This window comes from Streptomyces sp. NBC_00996, assembly GCF_045162675.1.
Lineage (GTDB): Bacteria > Actinomycetota > Actinomycetes > Streptomycetales > Streptomycetaceae > Streptomyces.
This window is the reverse complement of record NZ_CP108723.1, coordinates 1,438,838-1,465,176: the sequence shown is the minus strand read 5'-3', so window position 1 is coordinate 1,465,176 and position 26,339 is coordinate 1,438,838. Positions and strand designations below refer to the sequence as shown.

The following is a 26,339-nucleotide window of genomic DNA, read 5'->3' as shown; positions in this document are numbered from 1 at the left end:
ATGTGCCGTGTGGTCGACCTGCAGCAGGCCGTCCTGGCCAAGAACGACGCGACCGCGCACACCCTGCGCGCCGGCCTTGCGGCCCGCGGCACCACGGTCGTCAATCTGCTGTCCAGCCCCGGCAGCGGCAAGACCGCCCTGCTGGAACGGGAGTTGGTGCTGGCCCGGGAGCGGTCCGTGCCGGTGGCGGCACTGACCGCCGACCTCGCCACCGAGAACGACGCGGAGCGCCTGGCGCGCTCGGGCGTCCCGGTCAAGCAGGTCCTCACGGACGGGCTGTGCCACCTGGAGGCCGGAATGCTCGGCCGCCACCTGGAGGGCTGGCTGCCCGACGGCACCCGGTTGCTGTTCGTGGAGAACGTCGGCAACCTCGTCTGCCCGGCCTCCTACGACCTCGGGGAGACCCTGAGAGTCGTGCTCGCCTCGGTCACGGAGGGCGAGGACAAGCCGCTGAAGTACCCCACCGCCTTCGGCCTCGCCCACCTGGTGGTGGTCACCAAGACCGACATCGCCGAGGCCGTCGAGTTCGACGAGGGGGCGTTCCGCGCGAACGTCGAGCGGGTCAACCCGGGAGTGGAGGTGCTGCTCACCTCGGCCCGCCGGGACCGGGGCGTCGGCGCCCTGCTCGACCGGGCGACGGCGGCCGCGAACGGATCCCCCCTCCACGCTCCCGTCATGGCGCGTAGGCCCGACGTCTCCGCGCACGCCCACCATCACACCCATGAACAGCCGCACGGCACCGGCGCCATGGCGCAGTCCTGCTCGTGAGCGCTCCTCAGTTCTCGACCGCGGTCGCCGCGGAGGCGCCGCTGCGCCGTCGGGTCACCGTGCGCGGCGTGGTGCAGGGTGTCGGCTTCCGGCCGTATGTCTACACCCTCGCCACCGGCTTGAACCTGTCCGGGCATGTGACCAACACTCCCGAGGGCGTCATCGCGGAAGTCGAGGGAACCCCCGCGGCGGTGGCCCTGTTCTGCGACCGGATCGCCCCGCAGGCGCCGCCGCTGGCCCGGGTGGACTCCGTCGACCACCAGGAGGTGCCCGTCACCGGGGACGCCGCGTTCACCATCCTCGCCTCCCGCACGGACGGACCGGCCGGGACGCTGATCCCCCCGGACACCGCGACCTGCGCCGAGTGCCTGCGCGAACTCGCCGATCCCGCCGACCGGCGCCATCGCCACCCCTTCATCAACTGCACGCACTGCGGCCCCCGGTTCACGATCGTCACCGGCCTGCCCTACGACCGGGCCGACACCACCATGGTCGGCTTCCCGATGTGCCCCGACTGCGCCCGCGAGTACGCTGATCCGGCCGACCGGCGGTTTCACGCGCAACCCCTCGCCTGCCCGGCCTGCGGCCCGCGGCTGCGCCTGCTCGTCCCCCGGGCGGGCCTGGGCGGGCCAGCGACAGAGGTGCCCTCGCAAGCGGATCCCGTCGCCGAGGCACGCAGACTCCTGGCGAGCGGCGCGATCCTCGCCGTCAAGGGACTGGGCGGCTACCACCTGGCCTGCGATGCGACGGATCCCGCGGCCGTCGCCCTGCTGCGCCGCCGAAAGGCCAGGGGGGACAAGCCGTTCGCCGTCATGGCCCGGAGTCTCGACGACATCGAACACCTCGTCCGGCTCGGCCCCGAGGAGCGGAGCCTGCTCGCCGGTGCGACCAGACCCATCGTGCTGCTGCGCCGCCGCATGGAGGAACTGGTCGCGCCGGGGGCACCACGTCCGGCCGAGTCGGTCGCACCCGGCAGCCCCGACCTCGGTGTCATGCTGCCGTACACCCCCCTGCACCACCTGCTGTTCGGCCTGTCCGGCGACCCCGAGGGCCCCCGGCTGCTCGTCATGACCAGTGGCAACGTGGCCGGCGAGCCGATCGTCACCGACGACGAGGAGGCGATGGAGCGGCTGGCGCCCCTGGCCGACGGATGGCTCACCCACGACCGGCCGATCCATGTGCCGTGCGACGACTCCGTGGTGCGCGTGTGCGACGGAGAGCCGCTGCTGGTGCGCCGTGCCCGCGGCTACGCGCCCCTGCCGCTGACCCTTCCGGTGCCCGTGCGCCCGGCCCTGGCCGTCGGCGGGGACCTCAAGAACGTGTTCTGCCTCGGCGAAGGCCGCCGGGCCTGGCTCTCCGCCCACATCGGGGACATGGACGACCTCGCCACCCAGCGGGCCTTCGAGCGCGCCACGGCGCAACTGGAGTCGATCACTCCAGTACGTCCCGAACTGCTGGCGGCCGACCGGCATCCCGGGTACCGCTCGGCGCGCTGGGCCGACCGGAACGCGGCGGGCCGACCCGTCGTACGCGTCCAGCACCATCACGCCCATGTCGCCGCCGCGCTGGCCGAACGCGGAATGGACGGCGGTCGGCCGGTGATCGGTGTCGCCTTCGACGGCACCGGCTACGGGGACGACGGAGCGGTGTGGGGCGGCGAGATCCTGCTCGCGGACTACGACGGCTTCACCCGGTTCGGGCATCTCGCCTACGTGCCGCTGCCCGGCGGCGACGCCGCGGTGCAGCGGCCGTACCGCATGGCGCTCGCGCACCTGCGGGCTGCCGGGATCGGCTGGTCGGACGAGCTCGCCTGTGTCGCTGCCTGCCCGCCCGATGAACGCCTCGTGCTGGAACGGCAGTTGGAGCGTGATCTGAACTGCGTTCCCACCTCCAGCATGGGTCGGCTCTTCGACGCCGTGTCCTCCCTCGCGGGCGTCTGCCACCGGGCCGGATACGAAGCCCAGGCGGCGGTCGAACTGGAGGCCGCCGCGCTGAGGGCGCCCGCCGAGGACAGCGTCGCGTACGCGTTCGCGGTACGGGAGGCCGGGCCGGACGACAGTGCGGTGCGCGCGTCCACCGGCTCCGGGTTCGGGGGAGAAACGCGACGCGCTGATTCCGGGCGCGGCAGGACGGGCGGCGTGCCGTGGAGGGCAGTCGCAGCCGAGCCGGGCGGCGGCGCGCTCCGGGCGGTCACCGGCCCGCAGCCGACGGGCGGCGTCGCGACACGGACGGATACCGCGCCGGTTCCGGCGCATCAGGCACCCTTCGTGGCGGATCCGGGACCCGTGCTGGCGGCCGTCGTCGAGGATCTGCGCGCGGGCGCGGGGCCGGCCCTGGTCGCGGCCCGCTTCCACCGGGCCGTCACCGGTCTCGTCCACCGCATCTGCGTGCTGGCGCGCGAGCGGCACGAACTGGAGACGGTCGCCCTGACCGGCGGGGTCTTCGCCAACGCCCTGCTCTCATCGGCCTGCGCGGCGGCGCTGGCCGCGGACGGTTTCACGGTCCTGCGCCACCACTTGGTCCCGCCGGGCGACGGCGGTCTGGCTCTCGGCCAGCTCGTGGTCGCCGCGCGTGCCGCGGACCGCCCCCGAGCCACCGACTGAACGAACCGGCCCGGCGGCGCCGGGCGATGACGCACGACCCACAGCGAGGAGAGGCCCATGTGCCTGGCGGTACCCGGCAGAGTGCTCGACATCGAGGAGCGTGACGGCACCCGGATGGCCAACGTCGACTTCGGCGGTGTGGTCAAGGAGGTGTGCCTGGAGTACCTGCCCGACCTCCAGGTCGGCGAGTACGCCATCGTCCACGTCGGCTTCGCCCTGCAGCGCCTGGACGAGGAGTCGGCCAAGCAGACGCTCGAACTCTTCGCCACCCTCGGCATGCTGCAGGAAGAGTTCGGCGACCCCTGGGAGATGGCCGCGGAAGCGGGCGCAGCCCTGCCGACCGCGGGAGAGGAGGCGCGGAAGTGAAGTACATCGACGAGTTCCAGGACCCGGACCTGGCGCGCCGGCTGCTCGACGACATCCACTCGACGGTCACCAGGCCGTGGGCGCTGATGGAGGTCTGCGGCGGCCAGACGCACACCATCATCCGGCACGGCATCGACCAACTCCTGCCGGACCAGGTCGAGTTGATTCACGGCCCCGGCTGCCCTGTGTGCGTGACTCCGCTGGAGGTCATCGACAAGGCGCTGGAGATCGCCTCCCGGCCGGGGGTGATCTTCTGTTCCTTCGGTGACATGCTCCGCGTGCCCGGCACGGGACGGGACCTCTTCCAGGTGCGCGGCGCGGGCGGAGACGTACGGGTTGTCTACTCGCCGCTCGACGCCCTGAGAATCGCCCAGCAGAACCCGGACCGGGACGTGGTGTTCTTCGGCATCGGCTTCGAGACGACCGCGCCCCCCAACGCGATGACGGTGTATCAGGCCCGCAGGCTCAGCATCCCGAACTTCAGTCTGCTGGTGTCCCATGTGCGCGTACCACCCGCCATCGAGGCGATCATGCGGTCCCCGAGCTGCCGGGTCCAGGGCTTCCTGGCGGCCGGGCACGTGTGCAGCGTGATGGGTGTGGGGGAGTACCCGGAACTGGCGGAGCGCTTCCGCGTCCCGATCGTCGTCACAGGCTTCGAACCCCTGGACATCCTCGAAGGGGTACGCCGGACCGTGGCGCAGCTGGAGCGCGGCGAACACACCGTCGACAACGCCTACCCCCGTGCCGTCCGCCCGGAAGGGAACCCGGCCGCGAGGGCCATGCTGGAGGACGTCTTCGAAGTCACCGACCGGTCCTGGCGGGGCATCGGCGTGATCCCCGACAGCGGCTGGCGGCTGTCCCCGAAGTACCGTGACTACGATGCCGAGTACCGCTTCTCGGTCGACGGCATCCAGACCCGGGAACCGGCCGAGTGCCGCAGCGGCGAAGTCCTGCAGGGGCTGCTCAAGCCGCACGAGTGCGAGGCGTTCGGCACCCTGTGCACACCTCGCACCCCGCTCGGAGCCACCATGGTCTCCAGCGAGGGCGCCTGCGCCGCGTATTACCTCTACCGGCGCCTGGACCTCACGCCCGCGACCCGGGAGGCGAGCCCCGTTGTCTGAGATGACAGAAACCACCGGCCTGCGCACGCCGGTACTCGACCCCGCGGCCTGGACCTGCCCGGCTCCACTGCGCGACCAGTCCCGTGTCGTCATGGGCCACGGCGGGGGCGGGGCGCTCTCCGCCGAACTGGTCCAGCACGTCTTCGCGCCCGCCTTCGGCGGAGAGGTGCTCGGCCAGCTGGGAGACGCCGCGGCGCTGTCGCTGGGCGGTGTCCGCATGGCCTTCTCCACCGACTCGTTCGTGGTGCGGCCGTTGTTCTTCCCCGGCGGCAGCATCGGCGACCTCGCCGTCAACGGCACCGTCAACGATCTCGCCATGAGCGGTGCCCGGGCCGCCTACCTCTCCTGCGGCTTCATCCTGGAGGAGGGCGTCGAGATGGAGACCGTCGCCCGCGTGGCCGAGGCGCTCGGCGCGGCGGCCCGGTCCGCGGGTGTCGAGGTGGCGACCGGCGACACGAAGGTGGTGGAGGCCGGTCACGGCGACGGGATCTTCATCAACACGGCCGGCATCGGGCTCATCCCGGCGGGTGTCGATCTGCGTCCGCAGCGGGTCGTTCCCGGCGATGTCGTGATCGTCAGCGGCGCGATCGGCGTGCACGGCGTGGCGATCATGAGCGTCCGCGAAGGCCTGGAATTCGGAGTGGAGATCGAGAGCGACTGCGCGGCGCTCGGCACTCTGGTCGAAGCCATGCTCGCTGTCACCCCGGACCTGCACGTACTGCGCGATCCCACGCGGGGTGGGCTGGCGGCCGCGCTGAACGAGATCGCGGCGGCGTCCGGCACGGGGGTCGTCATCCGGGAGCGCGACGTCCCCGTCCCACCCGCTGTCGCCAACGCCTGCGCCGTGCTCGGCCTGGACCCCATGTACGTCGCCAATGAGGGCAAGCTGGTGGCCTTCGTCCCACGCGAGCATGCCGACGCCGTACTGGACGCGATGCGGGCGCATCCGCTGGGCAGGGAATCCCGGATCATCGGCGAGGCGGTCGAGGCCCATCCAGGCATGGTGGTGGCCCGCACCGGGCTGGGCGGAACTCGGGTGGTCGACATGCCGATCGGGGAGCAACTGCCCAGGATCTGCTGACACGCGGCCGGCCGAGGACGGCGGGGAGACGACGCGGAGACCGCGTCTCCCCGCCGCCGGGCCACGACCGGGCCGGCCCCGCCTCGTCCTGGGGATCCGCTGCCCGCAGCGGACGGAGAGGGCGCCACCCCCGACCGGCAAGATCGCCGATTTCGGCCGGGGTACTAGGCTGGCCGTCATGAGCGCACACTTTGACGTAGTGGTCCTGGGCGCCGGCCCGGGAGGATATGTCGCGGCGATCAGGGCCGCCCAGCTCGGCCTCAGCGCAGCCGTCGTCGAGGAGAAGTACTGGGGCGGAGTGTGCCTCAACGTGGGGTGCATCCCCTCGAAGGCGCTGCTGCGCAACGCGGAGTTGGCCCACATCTTCACGCAGGAGGCCAAGACCTTCGGCATCCGGGTGACCGGCGAGGTGAGCTTCGACTACGGCGAGGCCTTCACCCGAAGCCGCAAGGTGGCGGACGGACGCGTCAAGGGCGTCCACTACCTGATGAAGAAGAACAAGATCACCCAGTACACCGGCCACGGCACCTTCAGCGACGACCACACCCTCCAGGTCGCCCTCGCCGACGGCGGCACGGAAACCGTCACCTTCGGCCACTGCATCATCGCTGCCGGCGCCACCACGAAGCTGCTGCCCGGCACCTCGCTCAGCGAGCGCGTGGTGACGTACGAGGAGCAGATCCTGTCCGACACGCTCCCGGAGAGCGTCATCATCGCGGGCGCGGGCGCCATCGGCGTCGAATTCGCCTACGTACTGCACAACTACGGCGTCGAGGTCACCCTCGTCGAGTTCCTCGACCGCATCGTCCCGCTGGAGGACGAGGAGGTCTCGGCGGAGCTGACCCGCCGTTACAAGCGGCTCGGCATCAATGTGCTGACCTCCACCCGGGTCGAGGCGATCAACGACTCGGGCGATTCCGTCAAGGTCATGGTGACCACGGGCGGCCAGCGGCAGACACTACAGGCCGACAAGGTGCTGCAGGCGATCGGCTTCCAGCCGCGCGTGCAGGGCTACGGCCTGGAGAACACCGGTGTGAAGCTCACCGACCGCGGGGCGATCGACATCGATGGACGCTGCCGCACGAGCGTCCCGCACATCTTCGCCATCGGTGACGTGACGGCGAAGCTGATGCTCGCTCACGCGGCCGAGTCGATGGGCATCGTGGCGGCCGAGACGATCGCCGACGCGGAGACCATGGAGCTCGACTACATCATGATCCCGCGGGCGACCTACTGCCAGCCGCAGATCGCCAGCTTCGGCTGGACCGAGGCGCAGGCCCGCGAAAGGGGCTTCGACGTCCAGGTCGCGAAGTTCCCGTTCACCGCCAACGGCAAGTCGCACGGTCTGGGCGACACCGCGGGCTTCGTCAAGATCCTCAGCGACGACCGGTACGGCGAGCTCCTCGGCGCCCACCTGATCGGCCCGGAAGTCACCGAGCTCCTGCCGGAGCTGACCCTCGCTCAGCAGTGGGACCTGACCGTTCACGAAGTCGCGCGCAATGTGCACGGCCACCCGACGCTCGGCGAGGCGGTGAAGGAGGCCATCCACGGGCTGGCCGGTCACATGATCAACATGTGACCCGGGACAATCGTCGCCATGACCGAGGGTATGGACGACGCCGAGAGCCGCCTGGCCAGGATCGAGCGGCTGCTGGAGAGCCACGAGCGCGAAGTGGCCCCCGCGTGGCGCCGGGCGACGCAGGGTGAGCCGCGTTGGGCGGTGACCGCCGTGATCCTGGTGGCGGTCACCCTCCAGCTGATGCTGCCGCACCGGCTCACCCTCCAGCCGTACTGGGTGCTGCCGGTCCTGGAGTTGGTGCTGCTGGCCGGCCTGATCGCGGCCAACCCCCGGCGGGTGGAGCCGCGGACCCGGTGGCTTCGGTGGCTGGGCCTGGCCCTGATCTTCGTGATCAGCCTGGCCAACGGCTGGGCGGCGGTCCAGCTGGTGGCCGGCCTGGTGAACGGCGCCGAGGGGGAGGACGCCGGGCCGCTGCTGCTGACCGGCGGCGGCATCTGGCTGACGAACGTCATCGTGTTCGCCCTGTGGTACTGGGAGTGGGACCGCGGCGGCCCGATGGCGCGGGCCCGCGGGCACCACCAGTTCGCCGACTTCCTCTTCGTGCAGATGCAGAGCCCGGAGGCCGCGCCGCCGGACTGGGAGCCGGCCTTCCTGGACTACCTGTACCTGTCGTTCACCAACTCCACCGCCTTCAGCCCGACCGACGTGATGCCGCTGTCGCGCTGGGCCAAGATGCTGATGATGCTGCAGTCCTCGGTCTCCCTGGTGACCGTGGTCCTGGTGGTCGCCCGGGCAGTCAACATCCTGCACTGACAGCGCAACGGGGGACGGTCATCCTGTGGACGCCTGCGCTTCGGCCTGCGCCCGGTAGAGAAGGCGCAGACGGACCACTCCTGCTGGTCGGCGTCCGCGGGCATGGACTCGAGCATCACCCGGTCCTGCTCGAGGACGTGCCCATGGCGTTTCTCGATGAGCGTCCTGCAGAGGAAGCGCCAGGTGTCACGCTGCCGGCCCCGCCGCGCTCGGCCTCGGCTGCTTCCTGGACACCTGGACGGGGCCGGCGCTCGTGCGACGGCTGCCCGAGACGCCGCTACGGGTCGCGATCGCCCTCGCGGGACTGGGGCTCGCCTGGAGCCTGTGGCGCAATGCCACAGGGTGAGTGGCCCGGCTCACATGGCGCGGCGGAGGCGTCACCGACACCATGGTCCTCGTCACCGGCAGGCTGAAGGGATTGTGCATGTTCCGCAAGGTGCTGGTCGCCAACCGTGGTGAGATCGCGATTCGCGCGTTCCGCGCCGGCTATGAGCTGGGCGCGCGAACCGTCGCCGTCTTCCCGCACGAGGACCGCAATTCGCTGCACCGGCTGAAGGCCGACGAGGCTTATGAGATCGGTCAGCCAGGTCACCCCGTGCGGGCTTACCTCTCCGTCGAGGAGATCGTCCGTGCGGCGCGTCGGGCCGGTGCGGACGCCGTGTACCCGGGCTACGGGTTCCTGTCCGAGAACCCCGATCTGGCGCGTGCGTGCGAGGAGGCGGGCATCACGTTCGTCGGGCCGAGCGCAGAAACCCTTGAGCTGACCGGGAACAAGGCGCGCGCGGTGGCCGCCGCGCGCGCGGCCGGCGTACCGGTGCTCGGCTCCTCGGCGCCCTCCACCGACCTGGACGAACTCGTCCGTGCCGCCGAGGACATCGGCTTTCCCGTGTTCGTCAAGGCGGTCGCCGGCGGCGGAGGGCGCGGCATGCGCCGCGTCGAGGATCCCGCCCTGCTGCGGGAGTCCATCGAGGCGGCGGCGCGTGAGGCCGCGTCCGCGTTCGGCGACCCGACCGTCTTCCTGGAGAAGGCCGTCATCGAACCCCGCCACATCGAGGTGCAGATCCTCGCCGACGGGAGCGGCAACGTCATTCACCTTTTCGAGCGCGACTGCTCGGTGCAGCGCCGCCACCAGAAGGTGATCGAGCTGGCGCCCGCGCCCAACCTGGACCCGGCGCTGCGCGAGCGGATGTGCGCGGACGCGGTGAGGTTCGCCCGGCAGATCGGCTACCGCAACGCGGGCACCGTGGAGTTCCTGGTCGACCGCGACGGGAACCACGTCTTCATCGAGATGAACCCGCGCATCCAGGTCGAGCACACGGTGACCGAGGAGGTCACCGACGTCGACCTCGTGCAGGCACAGCTGCGGATCGCCGCCGGCGAGACGCTGGCCGACCTGGGCCTCGCGCAGGAGACCGTCACCGTGCGGGGCGCCGCGCTGCAATGCCGGATCACCACCGAGGACCCGGCCAACGGCTTCCGTCCGGACACCGGCAGGATCAGCGCCTACCGCTCGCCGGGCGGGTCGGGCATCCGGCTGGACGGCGGCACCACCCACGCCGGTACGGAGATCAGCGCGCACTTCGACTCCATGCTGGTCAAGCTCACCTGCCGGGGCCGCGACTTCAAGACCGCGATCGGCCGCGCCCGGCGTGCCGTGGCCGAGTTCCGCATCCGCGGCGTGGCCACCAACATCCCGTTCCTGCAAGCCGTGCTGGACGACCCGGACTTCCAGGCCGGACAGGTCACGACGTCGTTCATCGAGGAGCGGCCGCACCTGCTCACCGCACGGCACTCCGCCGACCGCGGCACGAAGCTGCTCACGTACCTCGCCGACGTGACCGTGAACAGGCCCCACGGCGAGCGGCCCGACCTGATCGACCCGACCACCAAATTGCCGCCCGTGCCCACCGCCGAACCGCCCGCCGGTTCCCGGCAGCGGCTCGCCGAGCTCGGCCCGGAGGGCTTCGCCCGATGGCTGCGCGAGGCCCCGACCATCGGCGTCACCGACACCACGTTCCGGGACGCCCACCAGTCGCTGCTCGCCACCCGGGTCCGCACCAAGGACATGCTCGCCGTCGCCCCCGTGGTGGCGCGGACCCTGCCGCAACTGCTGTCTCTCGAGTGCTGGGGCGGCGCCACGTACGACGTCGCACTGCGCTTCCTCGCGGAGGACCCCTGGGAGCGGCTGGCCGCACTCCGCGAAGCCGTACCCAACCTCTGCCTGCAGATGCTGCTGCGCGGCCGCAACACCGTGGGCTACACCCCCTACCCGACCGAGGTGACCGACGCCTTCGTGCAGGAGGCGGCGGCCACCGGCATCGACATCTTCCGCATCTTCGACGCCCTCAACGACGTCGAGCAGATGAGGCCCGCCATCGACGCCGTGCGAGGGACCGGAACGGCGGTCGCCGAGGTCGCGCTCTGCTACACCGCGGACCTCTCCGACCCGTCCGAGCGGCTGTACACCCTGGACTACTACCTCCGGCTGGCCGAACAGATCGTGGCCGCCGGCGCCCACGTCCTGGCCGTCAAGGACATGGCGGGGCTGCTGCGCGCCCCGGCCGCCGCGACTCTCGTGTCGGCCCTGCGCCGCGAGTTCGACCTGCCGGTGCACGTCCACACCCATGACACCGCCGGAGGCCAGCTCGCCACCTACCTCGCGGCGATCCAGGCCGGAGCGGACGCGGTGGACGGCGCGGTTGCGTCCATGGCGGGCACCACGTCGCAGCCGTCGCTGTCGGCGATCGTGGCGGCGACCGACTACTCCGACCGGCCGACCGGCCTTGACCTGAAGGCGGTCGGGGACCTGGAGCCGTACTGGGAGAGTGTCCGCAGGATCTACGCACCGTTCGAGGCCGGCTTGGCCTCGCCGACCGGGCGCGTCTACCACCACGAAATCCCCGGCGGGCAGCTCTCCAACCTGCGCACCCAGGCCATCGCACTCGGCCTGGGGGACCGCTTCGAGGAGATCGAGGCGATGTACGCCGCTGCCGACCGGATCCTCGGGCGTCTGGTGAAGGTCACCCCGTCGTCCAAGGTGGTCGGCGATCTGGCCCTGCATCTGGTCGGCGCCGGAGTGACGCCGCAGGACTTCGAGGCGATGCCGGACAAGTTCGACATCCCCGACTCTGTGATCGGCTTCCTGCGCGGTGAGTTGGGCAATCCGCCCGGCGGGTGGCCGGAGCCGTTCCGCACCAAGGCGCTGGCGGGCCGCGCCGACCCCAAGCCCGTGCAGGAGCTGACACCGGAGGACCGTACGGGACTGGTGAAGGAGCGGCGCGCGACGCTCAACCGCCTGCTGTTCCCCGGGCCGTCGCGCGACTTCGACACACACCGTCAGACCTTCGGCGACACCAGCGTGCTGGACAGCAAGGACTTCTTCTACGGGCTGCGCCCCGCGAAGGAGTACGCCGTCGATCTGGAGCCCGGCGTACGGCTGCTCATCGAACTGCAGGCCGTCGGCGAGGCGGACGAACGTGGCATGCGCACCGTGATGTCCACCCTGAACGGCCAACTGCGGCCGATCCAGGTACGCGACACCGCGGCGGCCTCCGAGGTTCCGCCGACCGAGAAGGCCGACCGGGCCAACCCCGGCCAGGTGGCAGCGCCGTTCGCCGGAGTGGTGACGCTCGCGGTGGCCGAGGGCGACGAAGTGGCGGAAGGCGCCGTGGTGGCCACCATCGAGGCGATGAAGATGGAGGCCGCGATCACCGCCCCGAAGGCCGGAAAGGTGTCCCGGCTCGCCATCAACAAGATCCAGCAGGTGGAGGGCGGCGATCTCCTGGTCGAGATCGCCTGAGCCGTGGTTCGCGCCGGTCGTCGAACAGCCGAGGCTGTACCCCGACCTGACCGGCGCACAGCCATTGCCGTCGCGTCCGAGACGCCCGAGTCTGGGGGAATGTGCCGGATCGTGAGGAGGGCGGGCGATGGGGACGAGCGGTGGCACACCGGACGCCGAGCGTCGGCGGCTGGCCGAGGCCGACGATTCCGGGGTGCCCTGGCGTCGCTGGGGCCCGTATCTGAGCGAGCGCCAGTGGGGGACCGTCCGGGAGGACTACAGCCCGGACGGCGAGGCCTGGTCGTACTTCACCCATGACCAGGCCCGCTCCCGCGCCTACCGCTGGGGCGAGGACGGCATCGCGGGCGTCAGCGACGACAAGCAGCGGCTGTGCTTCGCACTGGCCCTGTGGAACGGTCGCGACGTTGTCGCCGTGCCAGTGGGTCCGTAGCCGCGTCAGCGGCCGTGGGGGATGAACCGGCCGACTGCCTTCCACGCGGCCGGAACCCGACGGTGGCGGAGGGCCGCGGAGGCTCCCGCACGTGGCGGGGGAACCGCCTGAGGCTGCCAGTCGCAGAACGTCGAGGGTCCCTCGGGAAGCGGGTCGCCTCCGGCCCTGTCGTGCTCCTTGAGAGCGACGCTGATCAGCGTGAGCAGGAGCGCCACATCGGCGTCGCAGTCCAGCAGCACGGTGATCCACGACGAGCCGGGGTGCACCCGCACAGCGGTGCTGTGCTGCAGGTGCGGGAGCAGCCGATGGACGGCCGCATGCGTGAGATGCAGGTCCGCGGCGTCGTCGGAGTGGAAGTGGACGATGTCGTGCCCCGACGTCCCGAAGGCGCGCCCTGCGGCGCATCGGGGTGAGCCACTTATCAGGTTCGGCCATGACTCCAGTTGGGTCATGGCGCGATCGGCCACGGTCATGCGCACCATGGTCGCGCACTATTCACCCTGCCAACTACCCCTCTTCACTCTCTGCTTGGTCAGCCGGCCGGCTGTTCCGTGCCTCTCACGATCACTGAGCAGCCCCGCGCACCGAGGCCGCAGGGCTCACGCGGGCCGCGCCGCGCTGTGGATCGCCGAGGCTGCGGCGTAGAAGATCGACTCCTCGCGCACGTATGCCCCCGGGCTCGGCGCGTGGATCATCATGCCGTCGCCGATGTAGAGCCCGACGTGGCTGATGTCGCCGTAGAAGAAGATCAGGTCGCCGGGCCGGATGTCGGCGAGGGGGATGGCCGTACCGACGGTCGCCTGATCGCGCGCGGTGCGCGGGAGTGCGGCCCCTGCGGTTCTCCAGGCGGCCTGGGTGAGGCCCGAGCAGTCGTACGAGCCCGGTCCGGACGCGCCCCAGACACATGGCCTGCCGATCTGTCCACGGGCGAAGGCGAGTACCTTCGCGGCTTTGCTGTCGTACCCGGTGTCCGAGGCGCTGTCCACGCCGATGGGCACGACCGCGGCGATGGACGTGGTGGTGCCGAGAGCGGCCGATTGCTGCGGCTGCCACTCCTCTTCGGGCCGGAGAGGAGTCGTTTGCTCGTAGGCACGCCAGGAATCTTTCGCCGGCCGGGATTCGATCGCCGGGACGGGTGCCGTCAGCTGCGGGGTGTGCCGGGAGAGCAACTCGCGGGCCACCGCGAGCTTCTGCTGGATCTGCTCCTTGGAAGTCTTCAACGAGGCCGAGGGCCGACGCGGTTCCGCGGCGGGTGCCGGCAGGGCCCTGGCGACTTCCTGCCGTGTCCGTGGCGCGGCCGGCAGCGCCGCGACGGCCCCGGAGGTCAACTCCGCCACCGGATCGGCAGTCACCCCGGCGACAGGCCCGGCGGTCAACTCCGGGACGGGCCGGGCGGCCCACTCCAGCCCACGGCGCGCGAGCCCGTCCGCCGGACGTTCCGCCGGACGTGTGGGCCGTGCCTCACCCGGGCGCTTCGGCATCCTGTCGGCCGGCAGCCTCGCCGGGACGGTCGGCCCCAACTGCGCGCGCGACACGTCGAACCATTGCCTGGTGACGTCGTCGAGGGCGGGATCCCTGGGCCTGCGCCCGCTGTCGAGCGCAGGGTTGACGCTCCTGCGCGTTCCCGTGGACATCGCGCGGGTGGCGTTGTAGTTCCCGGTGGCGGTCTCGGCCTGGTCGTAGAGGCTGCTGATCCGCTGTCGGACCTCTTCGCGGCTCGGTCCGTCCGCTGCGGGCGGCGTGGCGTCGGGAGCCATGGGGGACGCACTCCTTCCGTATTCCGCCTACCGAGTCGACTGTCGGGTTCGGGTGACGGTTCGCGGAAGGCATGCCCTACGGCCCTTGCCCTGCTGGGCAGTTGGGCCGATTCACCCCAAAGTCGGTCGGGTCCCCGGCCCCGGCTGCCACGGGGGCGCACCGGACTCGGCGGAGGCCGCGCGATCCGGCGAGGTTCGCCGGAGGCAGTCGTGCGGTCCGCCGGTCAACCTAGCCAATTTGTGCGCCTCGCGTGAAGGTTGAAGTGCGAAGTGTCCGATATGTATTTGTGACCTTCGCTGTACTGGCCGCCCCGGCCCGAGCGGTTGGCGTGACCGGGGGTGAACAGCTCGACTGCGATCCCGGTCGTACGCGCTGACCTGGTCCGCTGTCTGCGGGTCGCGCAGTTGATCTCGCAGCCGGAACTGTGGGCTCCATCACAGCGCACGCCGGCATGGGCCTGATGAAGTGACCGAATGCTCGGAGTGCTCATCAACCTCCTGCCGTTCTGGGTCCGCGAACCCCTCTTCGTCGCGCTCGGCATCCCCTTCACCGGCTTTCTTTTCTACGCGGTCGCCAGGGACGGGGAACCACTCATGGCCGCGCTCGGCATCGCCGTGCTCGCATTCACCGCCTTGCGTGTGTACACGATGGTCCGCCTGCTCCGAGCCCGTCGCCCGGCTCAGGACGCCAACGGCGCATGACAGTTCGGCTCGGCATGCGACCGCGACTCACGGCATGAGATGCGCGGTCACGCCATCGGCTGCCTCGACGGCCCGGAGGGTTGCAGTCCTGGCAGCAGCCAGCTCTGGAACGGAGCCCGTGCGGCCAGGACCAGGAACGCCACGCCCACCGCGGTGCTGAATGCCGGTCCGAGTCGCCACAGCTTCTCCATGAAGATGACGACCGTGAGTGCGGCCATCGCCGCGATGTTCATCGTGCCCAGCGGGATGAGGACGATCATGAGCCCCCAGCAGCAGCCTACGCAGTAGAGCCCATGGTGGACCCCGACGCGCAGGTCACGGGCGCCCGGCCGGTAGCCGCCATGGCACACGAGCTGACCCGCGGGGCTTCGGCAGTGGCGCAGGCAGATGTTCTTCAGCGGACTGAACTGGTGGAGTCCGGCCAGCAGGAAGGCCCCGGCGCCGATCCAGCGCCCGGCTTCGGGGGTGGCTGTCGACAAGATCGCCGGTCGCGACGAGGATCCCGTACACGACGAGGCCGAATGCCGCCCACGCGATCAGGTATCCGCCCACGAACTGGGTGATCCGGGCCGCGCGGGCCGCCCCGGAGGACTGACAGCCGATGGCCGGGCCCAGGTGATGGCCATCGGCGCCACGGACTGGACCATCATGGCGATCATCATGATCACCCAGAGCAGGAGGAACGGCGCAAGATCGAGGCCCATCGTTCCCGGCCCCGGCTCCATGCCGTGGGCCTGCTCCACTACGAGGAACCACGCGAGGAGGGTCGGCAGCAGCAAGGGGGACCAGGCGACGCTCATCGTGCGGGCGGGGGTTGGGTTGGCCGGCCGCACGTGTCCGGAGAGGGATGCCCAGTTACGGAACATATTTCCAGGTCATCACGGAAGGCAGCCGATCGCGCGGCAGCCGTTCTGTCCCGCAGAACCTGGCCACCTGCGAGGACGGGGGTGAACCGAGGTGATGACCCGCGTCAGCGAGCGGATGAACCACCGCTACGATCCCGGCCCGTCGTGCGGCTGCGCGGTGACCGCACCCACAGGCGCCGCCGCCCCGAAGGCGTCCGCCGGCGAGGCGCCTGCCCGGCGCGACCACACGTCGGCCCCTTCGAAGCCGACTCATAAGACGACCTTATGGGGTCATAGGTCCAGCCCGACTACTGACTTAGGTTTGCCTTAGCTTAGGCTTCCCGGCGAGTACGTCTGTCACCGCTCGAAGGGAACTGATCATGCCTCGCCCCCTGCGGGTAGCCATTGTCGGAGCCGGCCCCGCCGGGATCTACGCCGCCGACGCGTTGCTGAAATCCGCGGCGGCTGCCGAGCCGGGCGTGTCGATCGACCTCTTCGAGCGGATGCCGGCCCCGTTCGGACTGATCCGCTACGGCGTCGCTCCTGACCACCCCCGCATCAAGGGCATCGTCACGGCCCTGCACCAGGTGCTCGACAAGCCGCAGATCCGCCTCTTCGGCAATGTCGACTACCCGGGGGACATCAACCTGGACGACCTGCGCGCCTTCTACGACGCGGTGATCTTCTCCACGGGCGCGACGGCCGACCGGGCGCTCGACATACCCGGCATCGACCTCGACGGCTCGTACGGCGCGGCGGACTTCGTCTCCTGGTACGACGGGCACCCGGACGTGCCCCGGACCTGGCCGCTCGAGGCGGAGAAGGTCGCGGTCCTCGGTGTCGGCAACGTCGCGCTCGACGTGGCGCGCATCCTGGCCAAGACCGCGGACGAACTGCTGTCGACCGAGATCCCGCCGAACGTCCACGACGGCCTGAAGGCGAACAAGGCCTTGGAGGTCCATGTCTTCGGCCGCCGTGGCCCGGCGCAGGCGAAGTTCAGCCCGATGGAGCTGCGGGAGCTGGACCACTCCCCGAACATCGAGGTCATCGTCGACCCCGAGGACATCGACTACGACGACGGCTCGATCGCGACCCGGCGGGGCAACAAGCAGGCCGACATGGTCGCCAAGACCCTGGAGAACTGGGCCATCCGCGATGCCGGCGACCGCCCGCACAAGCTGTTCCTGCACTTCTTCGAGTCGCCGTCCGAGATCCTCGGGGAGGACGGCAAGGTCGTCGGCCTGCGCACCGAGCGCACCGCCCTCGACGGCACGGGCAACGTCAAGGGCACCGGTGAGTTCAAGGACTGGGACGTCACCGCGGTCTACCGTGCCGTGGGCTACCTGTCCGACGAACTGCCCAAGCTGCCCTGGGACGTCGAGTCCGGCACCGTCCCCGACCAGGGCGGCCGGGTGATCGAGGAGAACGGCGAGCACGTGCAGTCGACGTACGTCACCGGCTGGATCCGGCGCGGCCCCGTGGGGCTGATCGGCCATACCAAGGGCGACGCCAACGAGACGGTCGCCAGTCTGCTGGACGATCACGCGAACGGCCGTCTGCACACACCCGCTTCGCCCGTTCCCGAGGCCGTGGACGCGTTCCTCGGCGAGCGCGGCGTCCGCTTCACCACGTGGGAGGGCTGGCACCGGCTGGACGCCGCGGAGAAGGCCCTTGGTGAGCCGCAGGGCCGCGAGCGCGTGAAGATCGTCGAGCGCGAGGACATGCTCGACGCGAGCGGCGCGTAGGACCGACTCTTTCTGCCGAGAAGCAGGGGTGGATCGATGACTGACGGGCAGTCAGTCGTCGATCCGCCCGCGGGTCACCCCGGCGGACACCGAAAACCCACCTGACCCCACCGCCCGACGCCTATCGTCAACGTGATTTCCGGGGGACGCCTCGGCTCTCCCGCAGGGACGACGGCGGTGACGAAGTGGAGGGTGAGGGTGCGCTACCGAGAGCTGGGACGCGGTGGGGTGTCGGTGTCCGAGATCGGTTACGGGGCATGGGGGATCGGTGAGTCCGCCTGGATCGGCGCCGCGGAGGACGAATCCGTACGTGCCCTGCACCGCGCCATCGATCTCGGCGTGAACTTCATCGACACCGCGCGCGGCTACGGCGAGAGCGAGCGGATCGTCGGCCGGGTCGTGCGTGAGCGGGCCGGTGACGAGGTGCTCGTCGCGACCAAGGTGCCGCCGAGGAACCGTAGGTGGCCGGCACCGGACGGGCTGGACCCCGCCGAGACATTTCCGGGCGAGCACATCCGCGACAGCCTGGAGACCAGTCTGCGCGCCAGTGGCCTCGACCACTTCGACGTACTGCAGTTCCACGTCTGGAGCGACGACTGGGTCGGCCGGGGCGACTGGCTGGAGACGATCACGCAGCTGAAGCAGGAGGGGAAGGTCCGCCTCTTCGGTGTGTCCATCAACGATCACCAGCCGGACAACGCCCTCGCCCTCGTCCGCGGCGGCGCCGTCGACTGTGTGCAGGTCATCTACAACATCTTCGATCAGGCTCCGGCCGACGCGCTGCTGCCGGCCTGCGAGGAGCACGGCGTCGGTGTCATCGTGCGGGTGGCGCTGGACGAGGGCGGCCTCACCGGTCGGATCACCGCCGGTACCACGTTCCCCGAGGGTGACTGGCGCAACCGTTACTTCCGCGGTGACCGGGCGGCACAGGTCGAGCGGCGGGTGGCCGCGATCGTCGCCGACCTCGGCATCGCCCCCGACGAGATGGCCGAGACCGCGCTGCGATTCGTGCTGAGTTCGCCGGCGGTCTCCACCGCCATCCCCGGCATGCGCAGCGTACGCAACGTCGAGCGCAACACGGCCCTGAGCGACGGACGGCCGCTCACCGCCGAGCAGCTCACCGTGCTGGCCAAGCACCGGTGGCAGCGCAACTTCTACTCCTGATCCGCCGGAGCCGTCGATCCGCCGGAGCCGCCGATCCGCCCATGCGTGGGAGTCGTGGCCTGGCCCGGGCGCGTCGGATTTCGAGAATTCCGGGAGAAGCTGTCGATCCAGCTGCGTCCTGTTCGACGCACGGGTGAGAGCGGGAAGTACGAACCCAAGGAGCACGGCCATGCCCAAGTTGCGCGTACACAACCTGACCATCTCGCTGGACGGCTTCGCCGCCGGTCCTCATCAGCGTCTGGAGCACCCGCTCGGCGAGGGATTCGAAGCCATGCACGAGTGGATGTTCGCCGCGATGCGGGACCGCGCCGACGGCAAGAGCGGGATCGACGTCGAGCACGTCGAGCGGAGCGAGGAGAACATCGGCGCCACGATCATGGGCCGCAACATGTTCGGGCCGCAGCGCGGGCCGTGGCAGGACGAGTCGTGGAGGGGTTGGTGGGGCGACAATCCGCCGTACCACAACGACGTGTTCGTGCACACGCACCACCTGCGGCCGTCGCTGCCGATGGAGGGCGGGACCACGTTCCACTTCACCGACGAGCCCATCGAGACGGTGCTGGAGCGGGCCTTCGAGGCCGCGGCGGGCGAGGACGTGCGCATCGGCGGAGGGCCGGCCACGGTTCAGCAGTATCTGCGCGCGGGGCTGATCGACGAGCTGCACCTGGCCATCGTCCCGAAACTCATCGGCAGCGGTGAGCGCCTCTTCGACAACCTGGGGGACGGGATCGACGGCTATCGGGTCGCCGAGCCGGTCGGCTCGCCCGCCGTCGTGCACGCCCGGCTGGTGCGCCGCTGAGGCCCCCTCGCGAGGGGGCCGGCTCAGCCTTCTCCGGCCGGACTCTACTGCGACCGTCCCGACGCGGGCGCGCCTCGCTCGCCCGGCCCGTAGGCCTCCGTTTCGCCCGACGCGGGCGCGCCCGCCCGCAGTCCGTCCATCACGAGATCCAGAAGCCGTGTGGCGCGCGGCTGCCAGTCGGCATGCGGGTCGAGCTGCCAGAGCCCCGCGATGGCGAGCATGAAGTCGTCCTGGGTGACCCCCGGGCGGATCGTGCCGGCCTCCTCGTTCGCCTCGAGGAGCAGCGTGACGGCCGAGCGCACCGATCCGTGTCCCAGTCTGGCCAGGGTGCCGCGCGTCACGGTGGACGAGCGCAACGCGTCGGCCAGTCCGGCCTTGGCCATGCCGTACTGGGCGAGCCGGTCCATCCACTCTCGCAGCGCCCGGTCCGGTGTGCGGGTCTTGAGGAGCTGGGCCGCGGTGTCGGCGACCTGCTGCACCTCGTGGCGGTAGACCTCCAGGACGAGAGCCTCACGGTTGGGGAAGTTGCGGTAGAACGTGCCCTGTCCGACGCCCGCCTTCTTCGCGATCGCGCTGAGCGGGGCGTCCGCCGAGTTCGTCAGCTCCACCAGGGCCACTTCGAGGATGCGCTCGCGATTCCGCTGCGCGTCGGAGCGCAGCGGCGCGTCCTTCTCGGAGTCCACCCGTCCTCCTTCCGGAATCACGGCCAGGCCGCCCTTGCTAAGCGGACAGCTGTCCGTTAGGTTTCATTGGTAACGGACAGCTGTCCGGTTAAAGCTCACTCTAGTGGCTGGCCCGCTCCGTGCGTATGGCCGGAACCGATCGTCGCCGACCGGCATTCTCGCGCACCAAGCGGGCTTTCGAGCCGCGACTGTCTCCCCATCGACTTCGACTTCGACGCGCAACGCATACGCGAAAGAAGGCTGATCATGGCCCCATCGACGTCCAGCGCCATCACTTTGAACATCAACGGCGAGAAGTACACGCTGCCCGTCGACCACCGCACCACCCTGCTCGACGCACTACGCGAGCAGCTCGATCTGACCGGTACCAAGAAGGGCTGTGACCAGGGGCAATGCGGAGCCTGCACGGTGCTGCTCGACGGCCGCCGAACGGTGTCCTGTCTGCAACTCGCGGTCGCCGCCGAGGGGCGCGCGATCACCACCATCGAGGGTGTGGCGGACGGTGAGCGGCTGCATCCGGTGCAGCAGGCGTTCCTCGATTTCGACGGCTACCAGTGCGGTTACTGCACGCCTGGCCAGATCTGTTCGGCCCTCGGGGTGATCGAGGAGCATGCGGCGGGCTGGCCGAGCGCCGTGACCGCCGATGTCCGGCCCGAAGCGGGAGTTCCTGCGCTCACCGCCGAGGAGATCCGCGAGCGGATGAGCGGCAACCTGTGCCGCTGTGGTGCGTATGTGTCGATCGTCCAGGCGGTGGCGCGGGCGGCAGAGGCCCAGGTCGCCGGGGCCGGGGACGACACCAAGGAGGCGGCGGCATGAGGGAATTCGGCTACGAACGCGTCCTCGATGTGTCCGGCGCGGTAGCGCTGCTCGGAGAGGACCCCGACGCGCGCTTCCTCGGCGGCGGCACCAACCTCGTCGACCTGATGAAAGCCGGTGTGGAACGGCCGACCCGGCTCGTCGACGTACGTGAACTGCCGCTCGACCGGATCGAGTTCACCCCGGACGGCGCGCTGCGCATCGGTGCGACCGTCACCAACAGTGATCTTGCCGCCCACCCCGAAGTGCGGAGCCACTTCCCGGCGTTGGCGCAGGCCGTCCTGGCCGGAGCCTCGGGGCAGCTGCGCAACATGGCCACGGTGGGCGGGAATCTGCTCCAGCGCACCCGCTGCGGCTACTTCACCGACCTGGCGAAACCGTGCAACAAACGTGCCCCCGGGAGCGGTTGCCCCGCCATCGAGGGCGAGCACCACAATCACGCGGTCCTCGGTGCCTCCGAGCACTGTGTGGCCACCCACCCCTCGGACATGGCGGTCGCCCTCACCGCCTTCGACGCCCTCGTCTCGTACGAAACGGCGGACGGCCCCGGCGAGTTGCCGCTCGCCGACTTCTATCTGCCCGTGGGCGACACCCCGCACCGCGAGACCGCGCTGCCGCCCGGGGCGCTGATCACCGGTGTCACGCTGCCGCCGGCACCGGTCGCCGCACACGCCCGGTACCGGAAGGCGCGCGAGCGCGCCTCGTACGCCTTCGCGATCGGCTCCATCGCCGCCGCTCTCGATGTCCAGGACGGCGTCGTGCGCGAAGTGCGGCTCGCCTTCGGGGCGGTGGCGTCCCGGCCGTGGCGGGCCGGTGCAGCCGAGCGGGTGCTGACCGGTGGTCCGGCGAGCGCCGAGGCGTTCGCCGCCGCCGCGGACGCCGAGCTCGCGGCCGCCCGACCCCTGCCCCACAACGGATACAAGGTGCCGCTGATGCGCAACCTCGTCGTGGCCGTGCTGACCGAACTCGCCGAGGAGGCCGCCCGATGACCACGACCACCGGAACCGCCGCGACGACGAGGGCCGTCGGCACCGCACACACCCGTGTGGAGGGCCTCGCCAAGGTGACCGGCGCGGCCCGCTACGCCGGAGAATTTCCCCACCCCGAACTCGCCCACGGCTGGCTGGTGTTGTCGACCGTGGCCCGCGGCCGCATCCGCTCGGTGCAGGACGCCCCGGTGCTGGGCATGCCCGGCGTGCTCACCGTCCTGCACCACGGGAACGCCCCGAGGCTGGAGCGGGACTACACCGTCCCGCTCGGGCAGCCCGACCCCGCCCTTCAGCTCTTCCAGCACGACCGGATCCCGTACGTCGGCTGGCCGGTGGCGCTGGTCGTCGCCGAAACGCCCGAGCAGGCAAGGGAGGCGGCCGAGGCGCTCGTGGTCGCGTACCACGAGGAGCCGCACGACGTGGCGTTCTTCGCCGGGCGCCCCGGGATGTACACCCCGGAGGGCTCCGCGGCGCAGAAGGGTGACCTGGCGGCCGAACTCGCCGCGTCCACCGTCGTCGTGGACGCCGAGTACACCACACCGGAAGAGCACCACAGCCCGATGGAGCCGCACGCGGCGACGGCGCGCTGGGACGGCGGCCGGCTCGAAGTCCTCGACTCCAACCAGGGCAGCAGGTTCGTGGCGGACGAGCTCGCGAAGCTGTTCTCGCTCGACCCGGGCTCGGTGCGGGTGCGGTCCGAACACGTGGGCGGCGGCTTCGGATCCAAGGGGACGCGCCCGCACTCGGTGCTCGCGGTGATGGCGGCCACCGTCCTGCACCGCCCGGTCAGGGTGGTCATGACCCGCCGTCAGATGTTCTCGCTCGTCGGTTATCGCAGCCCCACCGCGCAGCGCGTCAGGCTCGGCGCCGACGCCGACGGGCGGCTGCGCGCGCTGGACCACCAGGCGGAGTGCCTGACCTCGACCGTCTTCGAATTCATCGAGCGCAGCGCAGATTTCGGGCGTCCGGTGTACGACGCGGACGCGCACCACACCACCACCCGTGCCGTACGGCTCGACCTACCGACCCCCACCTGGATGCGCGCCCCGGGCGAGGCGCCGGGCTCGTTCGCGCTGGAGTCGGCGTTCGACGAACTCGCCGAGAAGTGCGGCATCGATCCGATCGAGCTGCGCCTGCGCAACGAACCGACCGTGGGCCCCCTGTCCGGGCTGCCGTTCAGCAGCCGCAATCTCCGCGCCTGCTTCGAGGAGGGCGCCCGCAGGTTCGGCTGGGCGGGCCGCGACCCGCGTCCCGGCGTCCGCCGGGACGGCCGCCTGCTGCTCGGCACCGGCGTGGCCGCGTCCGCGTTCCCCACGCTGTCCGCTCCCTCCACGGCCGCCGTCACCGCGGAGGCGGACGGCACCTTCACCGTACGGGTCACCGCGATGGACATCGGGACCGGTGCGCGGACGGCGCTGACCCAGGTCGCCGCCGACGCGCTGGAGGTGCCACCCGGGCGCATCCGGATGCGGATCGCGGACAGCGACTTCGGGCCGGCGATCATCGCGGGCGGCTCGATGGGCACCCGTTCGTGGGCCTGGGCGATCATCGCCGCGGCGCGCGAACTGCGTGAGCGACTGGTCCCGGGCGGGGCCATCCCGTCCGAGGGAATCACCGCCCGGTCGGACACCTCCGCGGCCATCGGCGCGCTGGCGAAGAAGGAACGGCACACCTTCGGGGCGCAGTTCGCCGAGGTCGCCGTCGACGTCACCACCGGGGAGGTGCGCGTACGGCGCATGCTCGGCATCTTCGCCGCGGGCCGGATCGTCAACCCGCTCACCGCGCGCGGCCAGTTCATCGGTGCCATGACATGGGGCCTGTCCATGGCCCTGCACGAGGAGGCGGTCAGGGACCAGGCCTCCGGCGGCCTCGTCGGCGCCGACCTCGCGGGCTACCACTTCGCCGCGCACGCCGACGTACCGGAAATCGAGGCCGACTGGGTGGACGACCCGGACCCGGACGACCCGGTCGGGATCAAGGGCATCGGCGAGATCGGGATCGTGGGCGCTGCGGCGGCCATCGCCAACGCGGTCTGGCACGCGACCGGTGTACGCCACCGGAACCTGCCGATCCGGCCCGATCGCGTCCTGCGGGCGGCCGAGGGAGCCCTGGGTGCTTGACATCGCCGGCGAGCTGAACCGGTGGGTCGAACAGGGCCGGGACTTCGCCGTCGCCACCGTCGTGACCGTCGGCGGCAGCGCACCGCGCGGTCCTGGCGCCGCCCTCGCCGTCGACAGCCACGGAACGGCCATCGGCTCGGTCTCCGGCGGCTGTGTCGAAGGGGCGGTGTACGACCTGTGCGTCCAGGCGCTCCAGGACGGCGCGACGGTCCTCCAACAGTTCGGCTACAGCGACGAGGACGCCTTCGCGGTGGGCCTGACCTGCGGTGGGGTCATCGAGGTGCTGGTCGCACCAGTACGGGCGGCCACCTTTGAACGTCCGGACGCGTCCGTGTTCGCGGCATGGCTGGCCGCCGCTGCCCGGGGCGAGACGGTGGCTCTCGCCCGGGTGGCCCGGGGGCCTGCCGAACTGCTGGGCAGGGCGCTGCTGGTGCGTGCCGACGGCTCGTACACGTCGTACGAAGGGGGCCTCCGCATCTCGTACGACGGCGGTCTCGTCGATCCTTCGGAGCCGGACCGGACCGCCGCCGCGCAGGCCCGCGCGCTGCTGGACGCGGGGCGCACCGGCACCGTCGAGATCTCCGAGGACGGATCGGGCTGCCCGGGCGGTATGACGCTGTTCGTCGAGTCGAGCGTGCCGCCGCCCCGGATGATCGTCTTCGGTGCCGTGGACTTCGCGGCGGCGCTGGTGCGGGCGGGCAAGTTCCTCGGCTACCGAGTGACCGTGTGCGACGCCCGGCCCGTCTTCGCCACCCGAGCCCGCTTCCCCGAGGCCGACGACATCGTGGTCGACTGGCCGGACCGCTACCTCCGGCGCACCGGGACCGACCACCGCACGGTCCTGTGCGTACTCACCCACGACGCCAAGTTCGACGTTCCCCTCCTGGAGACAGCGCTGCGCCTGCCGGTCGCGTTCGTCGGCGCGATGGGCTCCCGCCGCACCCACGAGGACCGTAACCGCCGACTGCGCGAAGTCGGTGTCACGGAGCGGGAGCTGGCCCGCCTGCGGTCACCCATCGGCCTCGACCTCGGCGCCCGTACCCCTGAGGAGACGGCCCTGTCGATCGCGGCGGAGATCGTCGCGGCCCGGCGGGGCGGGAGCGGCGTTCCGCTCACCGGTTCGCGGACGCCGATCCACCACGACCGGGTGACGGTGTCGGCGACCACAGTCGGATGACTCATGCGGAACGACGCCTCACACCGCAGTCTGGAGGTAGGGATGCGGAGCCGGAGGTCTGGAGGTCGACATGAGCACGATGCATGCAGTGCGCGGTCACCGTCGCGGCGGGCCGGAGCAGCTGACGTACGAGATAGCACCGCGTCCAGAGGCGGGCGCGGGGGAAGTGCTGGTCGCCGTGCGGTCGGCCTCGATCACGTTGGGTGAGCTCACCTGGGACGCGACCTGGACCGACAGCTTCGACGGCAGTGGCAGCTTGCGCACGCCGATCGTCCCCTCCAAGGAGGTCTCCGGGATCGTCGCCCGGGTGGGTCAAGGGGTGACCGACTGGGACGTGGGCGACGAGGTGTACGGGCTGATCCCGTTCACCAGGGACGGAGCCGCCGCCGAGTACGTCGCCGTCCCCGCGGCCGTGCTGGCCGCCAAGCCGTCGCGGCTCGACCACGACCGTACGGCGGCCCTGCCGCTCGCCGGGCTGACGGCCTGGCAGGCGTTGGTCGGGCACGGCGGGCTGAGCCCCGGCTCCCGCGTGCTGGTGCACGGCGGCGCGGGCGGTGTCGGTTCCGTCGCCGTGCAGCTGGCGGCCGCGCTGGGTGCCTCCGTCACCGCGACGGCCTCGGCCGGATCCGCGGACTTCGTACGCGAGCTGGGTGCCGGGCACGTCGTCGACTACCGCACCGAGCGCTTCGAGGAGCACGTCAAGGACATGGACCTGGTCCTCGACACCGTCGGCGGCGACACCCAGGACCGCTCCTGGCAGGTGCTGCGCCCGGGTGGTGCGCTGGTGAGCATCGTCGCTCCGCCGGACCCCTCGCGGGAGGGCGGGGTGTTCTTCATCGTCGAGCCCGACCGGGCCGGTCTGGACGAGCTGACCCGACTGGTCGACGACGGCAAGCTGGAACCGCGGGTCGAGCGTGTGATGCCGCTGGCCGAGACCGCCCAGGCGTACAGGGCGCTGGAGGAGGGACACCGGCTCGGGAAGATCGTGCTCCGAGTGGCGTGAGCGAGGGCGGCTGAGCCGCCGGCGTGCACGGTCGGGGCG

Annotated in this window: 22 protein-coding genes, 2 pseudogenes and 1 riboswitch; of the genes and pseudogenes, 18 read left to right on the top strand and 6 right to left on the bottom strand. The window is 71.1% G+C overall.

Annotation, left to right across the window (positions count from 1 at the left end; translation table 11 throughout):
• The 7 genes from hypB (at position 1) to OG390_RS07085 (ending at position 8,271) form a co-directional block, all read left to right on the top strand.
• Positions 1-768 (top strand): hydrogenase nickel incorporation protein HypB, encoded by a 768-nt coding sequence (gene hypB / locus OG390_RS07115; protein WP_406165929.1) that lies wholly within the window; start codon positions 1-3, stop codon positions 766-768.
• Positions 765-3,371, top strand: coding sequence for a carbamoyltransferase HypF (hypF, locus tag OG390_RS07110; protein ID WP_406165927.1), 2,607 nt, complete (start codon positions 765-767; stop codon positions 3,369-3,371). The genes hypB and hypF overlap by 4 nt, the downstream gene beginning before the upstream one ends.
• A gap of 57 nt (positions 3,372-3,428) precedes the next feature.
• A complete protein-coding gene (hypC, locus tag OG390_RS07105; RefSeq protein ID WP_399088529.1) occupies positions 3,429-3,737 on the top strand; it encodes a HypC/HybG/HupF family hydrogenase formation chaperone in 309 nt (102 codons plus the stop codon).
• Positions 3,734-4,858: a hydrogenase formation protein HypD gene (gene hypD, locus OG390_RS07100; protein WP_406165924.1), complete on the top strand. Its 1,125-nt coding sequence runs from the start codon at positions 3,734-3,736 to the stop codon at positions 4,856-4,858. Before hypC ends, hypD begins: the two co-directional genes overlap by 4 nt.
• Position 4,859: 1 nt before the next feature.
• Complete coding sequence (gene hypE, locus OG390_RS07095; protein ID WP_406165922.1) at positions 4,860-5,939, top strand: hydrogenase expression/formation protein HypE; 1,080 nt, start codon at positions 4,860-4,862, stop codon at positions 5,937-5,939.
• Positions 5,940-6,117: 178 nt separating this feature from the next.
• Entirely contained in the window at positions 6,118-7,518 is a 1,401-nt protein-coding gene (gene lpdA, locus OG390_RS07090; RefSeq protein ID WP_406165921.1) for a dihydrolipoyl dehydrogenase, read from the top strand.
• An 18-nt stretch (positions 7,519-7,536) separates the two neighbouring features.
• Positions 7,537-8,271: a hypothetical protein gene (locus OG390_RS07085; RefSeq protein ID WP_406165919.1), complete on the top strand. Its 735-nt coding sequence runs from the start codon at positions 7,537-7,539 to the stop codon at positions 8,269-8,271.
• An 18-nt stretch (positions 8,272-8,289) separates the two neighbouring features.
• Here OG390_RS07085 and OG390_RS07080 read toward each other — a convergent pair.
• Positions 8,290-8,465 (bottom strand): annotated as a pseudogene (locus tag OG390_RS07080) (3-phenylpropionate dioxygenase); the annotation flags it as partial.
• A 230-nt stretch (positions 8,466-8,695) separates the two neighbouring features.
• Between OG390_RS07080 and OG390_RS07075 the strand changes: the two are divergent.
• Together OG390_RS07075 and OG390_RS07070 are read left to right on the top strand one after the other, a co-directional pair.
• Positions 8,696-12,070 (top strand): pyruvate carboxylase, encoded by a 3,375-nt coding sequence (locus tag OG390_RS07075; protein ID WP_406177546.1) that lies wholly within the window; start codon positions 8,696-8,698, stop codon positions 12,068-12,070.
• A 127-nt stretch (positions 12,071-12,197) separates the two neighbouring features.
• Positions 12,198-12,479 (top strand): annotated as a pseudogene (locus tag OG390_RS07070) (glucosidase); the annotation flags it as partial.
• Positions 12,480-12,505: 26 nt separating this feature from the next.
• Here OG390_RS07070 and OG390_RS07065 read toward each other — a convergent pair.
• Both OG390_RS07065 and OG390_RS07060 read right to left on the bottom strand, forming a co-directional pair.
• Positions 12,506-12,973, bottom strand: a complete 468-nt coding sequence (locus OG390_RS07065; RefSeq protein ID WP_406165917.1) for a luciferase family protein — start codon at positions 12,971-12,973, stop codon at positions 12,506-12,508.
• 126 nt (positions 12,974-13,099) lie between these two features.
• Positions 13,100-14,257, bottom strand: coding sequence for an NlpC/P60 family protein (locus OG390_RS07060; protein WP_406165915.1), 1,158 nt, complete (start codon positions 14,255-14,257; stop codon positions 13,100-13,102).
• An 8-nt stretch (positions 14,258-14,265) separates the two neighbouring features.
• Positions 14,266-14,425: riboswitch (cyclic di-AMP (ydaO/yuaA leader) on the bottom strand.
• A 306-nt stretch (positions 14,426-14,731) separates the two neighbouring features.
• Between OG390_RS07060 and OG390_RS07055 the strand changes: the two genes are divergently transcribed.
• Positions 14,732-14,959: a hypothetical protein gene (locus OG390_RS07055; RefSeq protein ID WP_406165913.1), complete on the top strand. Its 228-nt coding sequence runs from the start codon at positions 14,732-14,734 to the stop codon at positions 14,957-14,959.
• A 47-nt stretch (positions 14,960-15,006) separates the two neighbouring features.
• Here the strand turns inward: OG390_RS07055 and OG390_RS07050 are convergent, their stop codons facing one another.
• Together OG390_RS07050 and OG390_RS07045 are read right to left on the bottom strand one after the other, a co-directional pair.
• Positions 15,007-15,438 carry a DUF2182 domain-containing protein gene (locus tag OG390_RS07050; protein ID WP_406165911.1) on the bottom strand — a complete coding sequence of 144 codons (432 nt, stop codon included), beginning with the start codon at positions 15,436-15,438 and terminating at the stop codon, positions 15,007-15,009.
• A gap of 57 nt (positions 15,439-15,495) precedes the next feature.
• The gene (locus OG390_RS07045; protein ID WP_406165910.1) at positions 15,496-15,825 is read right to left on the bottom strand and encodes a hypothetical protein; all 330 of its coding nucleotides are present in this window, start codon (positions 15,823-15,825) and stop codon (positions 15,496-15,498) included.
• A gap of 359 nt (positions 15,826-16,184) precedes the next feature.
• Here OG390_RS07045 and OG390_RS07040 point away from each other — a divergent pair, with 359 nt between their 5' ends.
• From OG390_RS07040 to OG390_RS07030, 3 genes are all read left to right on the top strand, one after another.
• A complete protein-coding gene (locus tag OG390_RS07040; RefSeq protein ID WP_406165908.1) occupies positions 16,185-17,549 on the top strand; it encodes an FAD-dependent oxidoreductase in 1,365 nt (454 codons plus the stop codon).
• Positions 17,550-17,747: 198 nt separating this feature from the next.
• Positions 17,748-18,713 (top strand): aldo/keto reductase, encoded by a 966-nt coding sequence (locus OG390_RS07035; RefSeq protein ID WP_406177545.1) that lies wholly within the window; start codon positions 17,748-17,750, stop codon positions 18,711-18,713.
• Positions 18,714-18,882: 169 nt separating this feature from the next.
• Positions 18,883-19,512, top strand: a complete 630-nt coding sequence (locus tag OG390_RS07030; protein WP_406165906.1) for a dihydrofolate reductase family protein — start codon at positions 18,883-18,885, stop codon at positions 19,510-19,512.
• A 44-nt stretch (positions 19,513-19,556) separates the two neighbouring features.
• Here OG390_RS07030 and OG390_RS07025 read toward each other — a convergent pair whose 3' ends face one another.
• The gene (locus OG390_RS07025; protein WP_406165904.1) at positions 19,557-20,195 is read right to left on the bottom strand and encodes a TetR/AcrR family transcriptional regulator; all 639 of its coding nucleotides are present in this window, start codon (positions 20,193-20,195) and stop codon (positions 19,557-19,559) included.
• Positions 20,196-20,441: 246 nt separating this feature from the next.
• On the opposite strand from OG390_RS07025, the gene OG390_RS07020 reads away from it, so the two are divergent.
• The 5 genes from OG390_RS07020 to OG390_RS07000 all read left to right on the top strand — a co-directional run bounded on the left by OG390_RS07020 (position 20,442) and on the right by OG390_RS07000 (position 26,300).
• Positions 20,442-21,011: a (2Fe-2S)-binding protein gene (locus OG390_RS07020; protein WP_406165902.1), complete on the top strand. Its 570-nt coding sequence runs from the start codon at positions 20,442-20,444 to the stop codon at positions 21,009-21,011.
• Positions 21,008-22,000, top strand: coding sequence for an FAD binding domain-containing protein (locus OG390_RS07015; protein ID WP_406165900.1), 993 nt, complete (start codon positions 21,008-21,010; stop codon positions 21,998-22,000). The genes OG390_RS07020 and OG390_RS07015 overlap by 4 nt, the downstream gene beginning before the upstream one ends.
• A complete protein-coding gene (locus OG390_RS07010) occupies positions 21,997-24,120 on the top strand; it encodes a xanthine dehydrogenase family protein molybdopterin-binding subunit (protein WP_406165898.1) in 2,124 nt (707 codons plus the stop codon). The genes OG390_RS07015 and OG390_RS07010 overlap by 4 nt, the downstream gene beginning before the upstream one ends.
• Positions 24,113-25,297 (top strand): XdhC family protein, encoded by a 1,185-nt coding sequence (locus OG390_RS07005; RefSeq protein ID WP_406165896.1) that lies wholly within the window; start codon positions 24,113-24,115, stop codon positions 25,295-25,297. Before OG390_RS07010 ends, OG390_RS07005 begins: the two co-directional genes overlap by 8 nt.
• A 70-nt stretch (positions 25,298-25,367) precedes the next feature.
• Entirely contained in the window at positions 25,368-26,300 is a 933-nt protein-coding gene (locus tag OG390_RS07000) for an NADP-dependent oxidoreductase (protein WP_406165894.1), read from the top strand.
• Positions 26,301-26,339 lie beyond the last annotated feature (39 nt).

Excerpts from the sequence above, each read along its gene's own strand:
- hypB (WP_406165929.1), top strand. The coding sequence starts at position 1 with ATGTGCCGTGTGGTCGACCTGCAGCAGGCCGTCCTGGCCAAGAACGAC.
- hypC (WP_399088529.1), top strand. The coding sequence starts at position 3,429 with ATGTGCCTGGCGGTACCCGGCAGAGTGCTCGACATCGAGGAGCGTGAC.
- hypE (WP_406165922.1), top strand. The coding sequence starts at position 4,860 with ATGACAGAAACCACCGGCCTGCGCACGCCGGTACTCGACCCCGCGGCC.
- lpdA (WP_406165921.1), top strand. The coding sequence starts at position 6,118 with ATGAGCGCACACTTTGACGTAGTGGTCCTGGGCGCCGGCCCGGGAGGA.
- OG390_RS07085 (WP_406165919.1), top strand. The coding sequence starts at position 7,537 with ATGACCGAGGGTATGGACGACGCCGAGAGCCGCCTGGCCAGGATCGAG.
- OG390_RS07075 (WP_406177546.1), top strand. The coding sequence starts at position 8,696 with ATGTTCCGCAAGGTGCTGGTCGCCAACCGTGGTGAGATCGCGATTCGC.
- OG390_RS07065 (WP_406165917.1), bottom strand. The coding sequence starts at position 12,973 with ATGACCGTGGCCGATCGCGCCATGACCCAACTGGAGTCATGGCCGAAC.
- OG390_RS07060 (WP_406165915.1), bottom strand. The coding sequence starts at position 14,257 with ATGGCTCCCGACGCCACGCCGCCCGCAGCGGACGGACCGAGCCGCGAA.
- OG390_RS07055 (WP_406165913.1), top strand. The coding sequence starts at position 14,732 with ATGCTCGGAGTGCTCATCAACCTCCTGCCGTTCTGGGTCCGCGAACCC.
- OG390_RS07045 (WP_406165910.1), bottom strand. The coding sequence starts at position 15,825 with ATGTTCCGTAACTGGGCATCCCTCTCCGGACACGTGCGGCCGGCCAAC.
- OG390_RS07040 (WP_406165908.1), top strand. The coding sequence starts at position 16,185 with ATGCCTCGCCCCCTGCGGGTAGCCATTGTCGGAGCCGGCCCCGCCGGG.
- OG390_RS07030 (WP_406165906.1), top strand. The coding sequence starts at position 18,883 with ATGCCCAAGTTGCGCGTACACAACCTGACCATCTCGCTGGACGGCTTC.
- OG390_RS07020 (WP_406165902.1), top strand. The coding sequence starts at position 20,442 with ATGGCCCCATCGACGTCCAGCGCCATCACTTTGAACATCAACGGCGAG.
- OG390_RS07015 (WP_406165900.1), top strand. The coding sequence starts at position 21,008 with ATGAGGGAATTCGGCTACGAACGCGTCCTCGATGTGTCCGGCGCGGTA.
- OG390_RS07010 (WP_406165898.1), top strand. The coding sequence starts at position 21,997 with ATGACCACGACCACCGGAACCGCCGCGACGACGAGGGCCGTCGGCACC.
- OG390_RS07000 (WP_406165894.1), top strand. The coding sequence starts at position 25,368 with ATGAGCACGATGCATGCAGTGCGCGGTCACCGTCGCGGCGGGCCGGAG.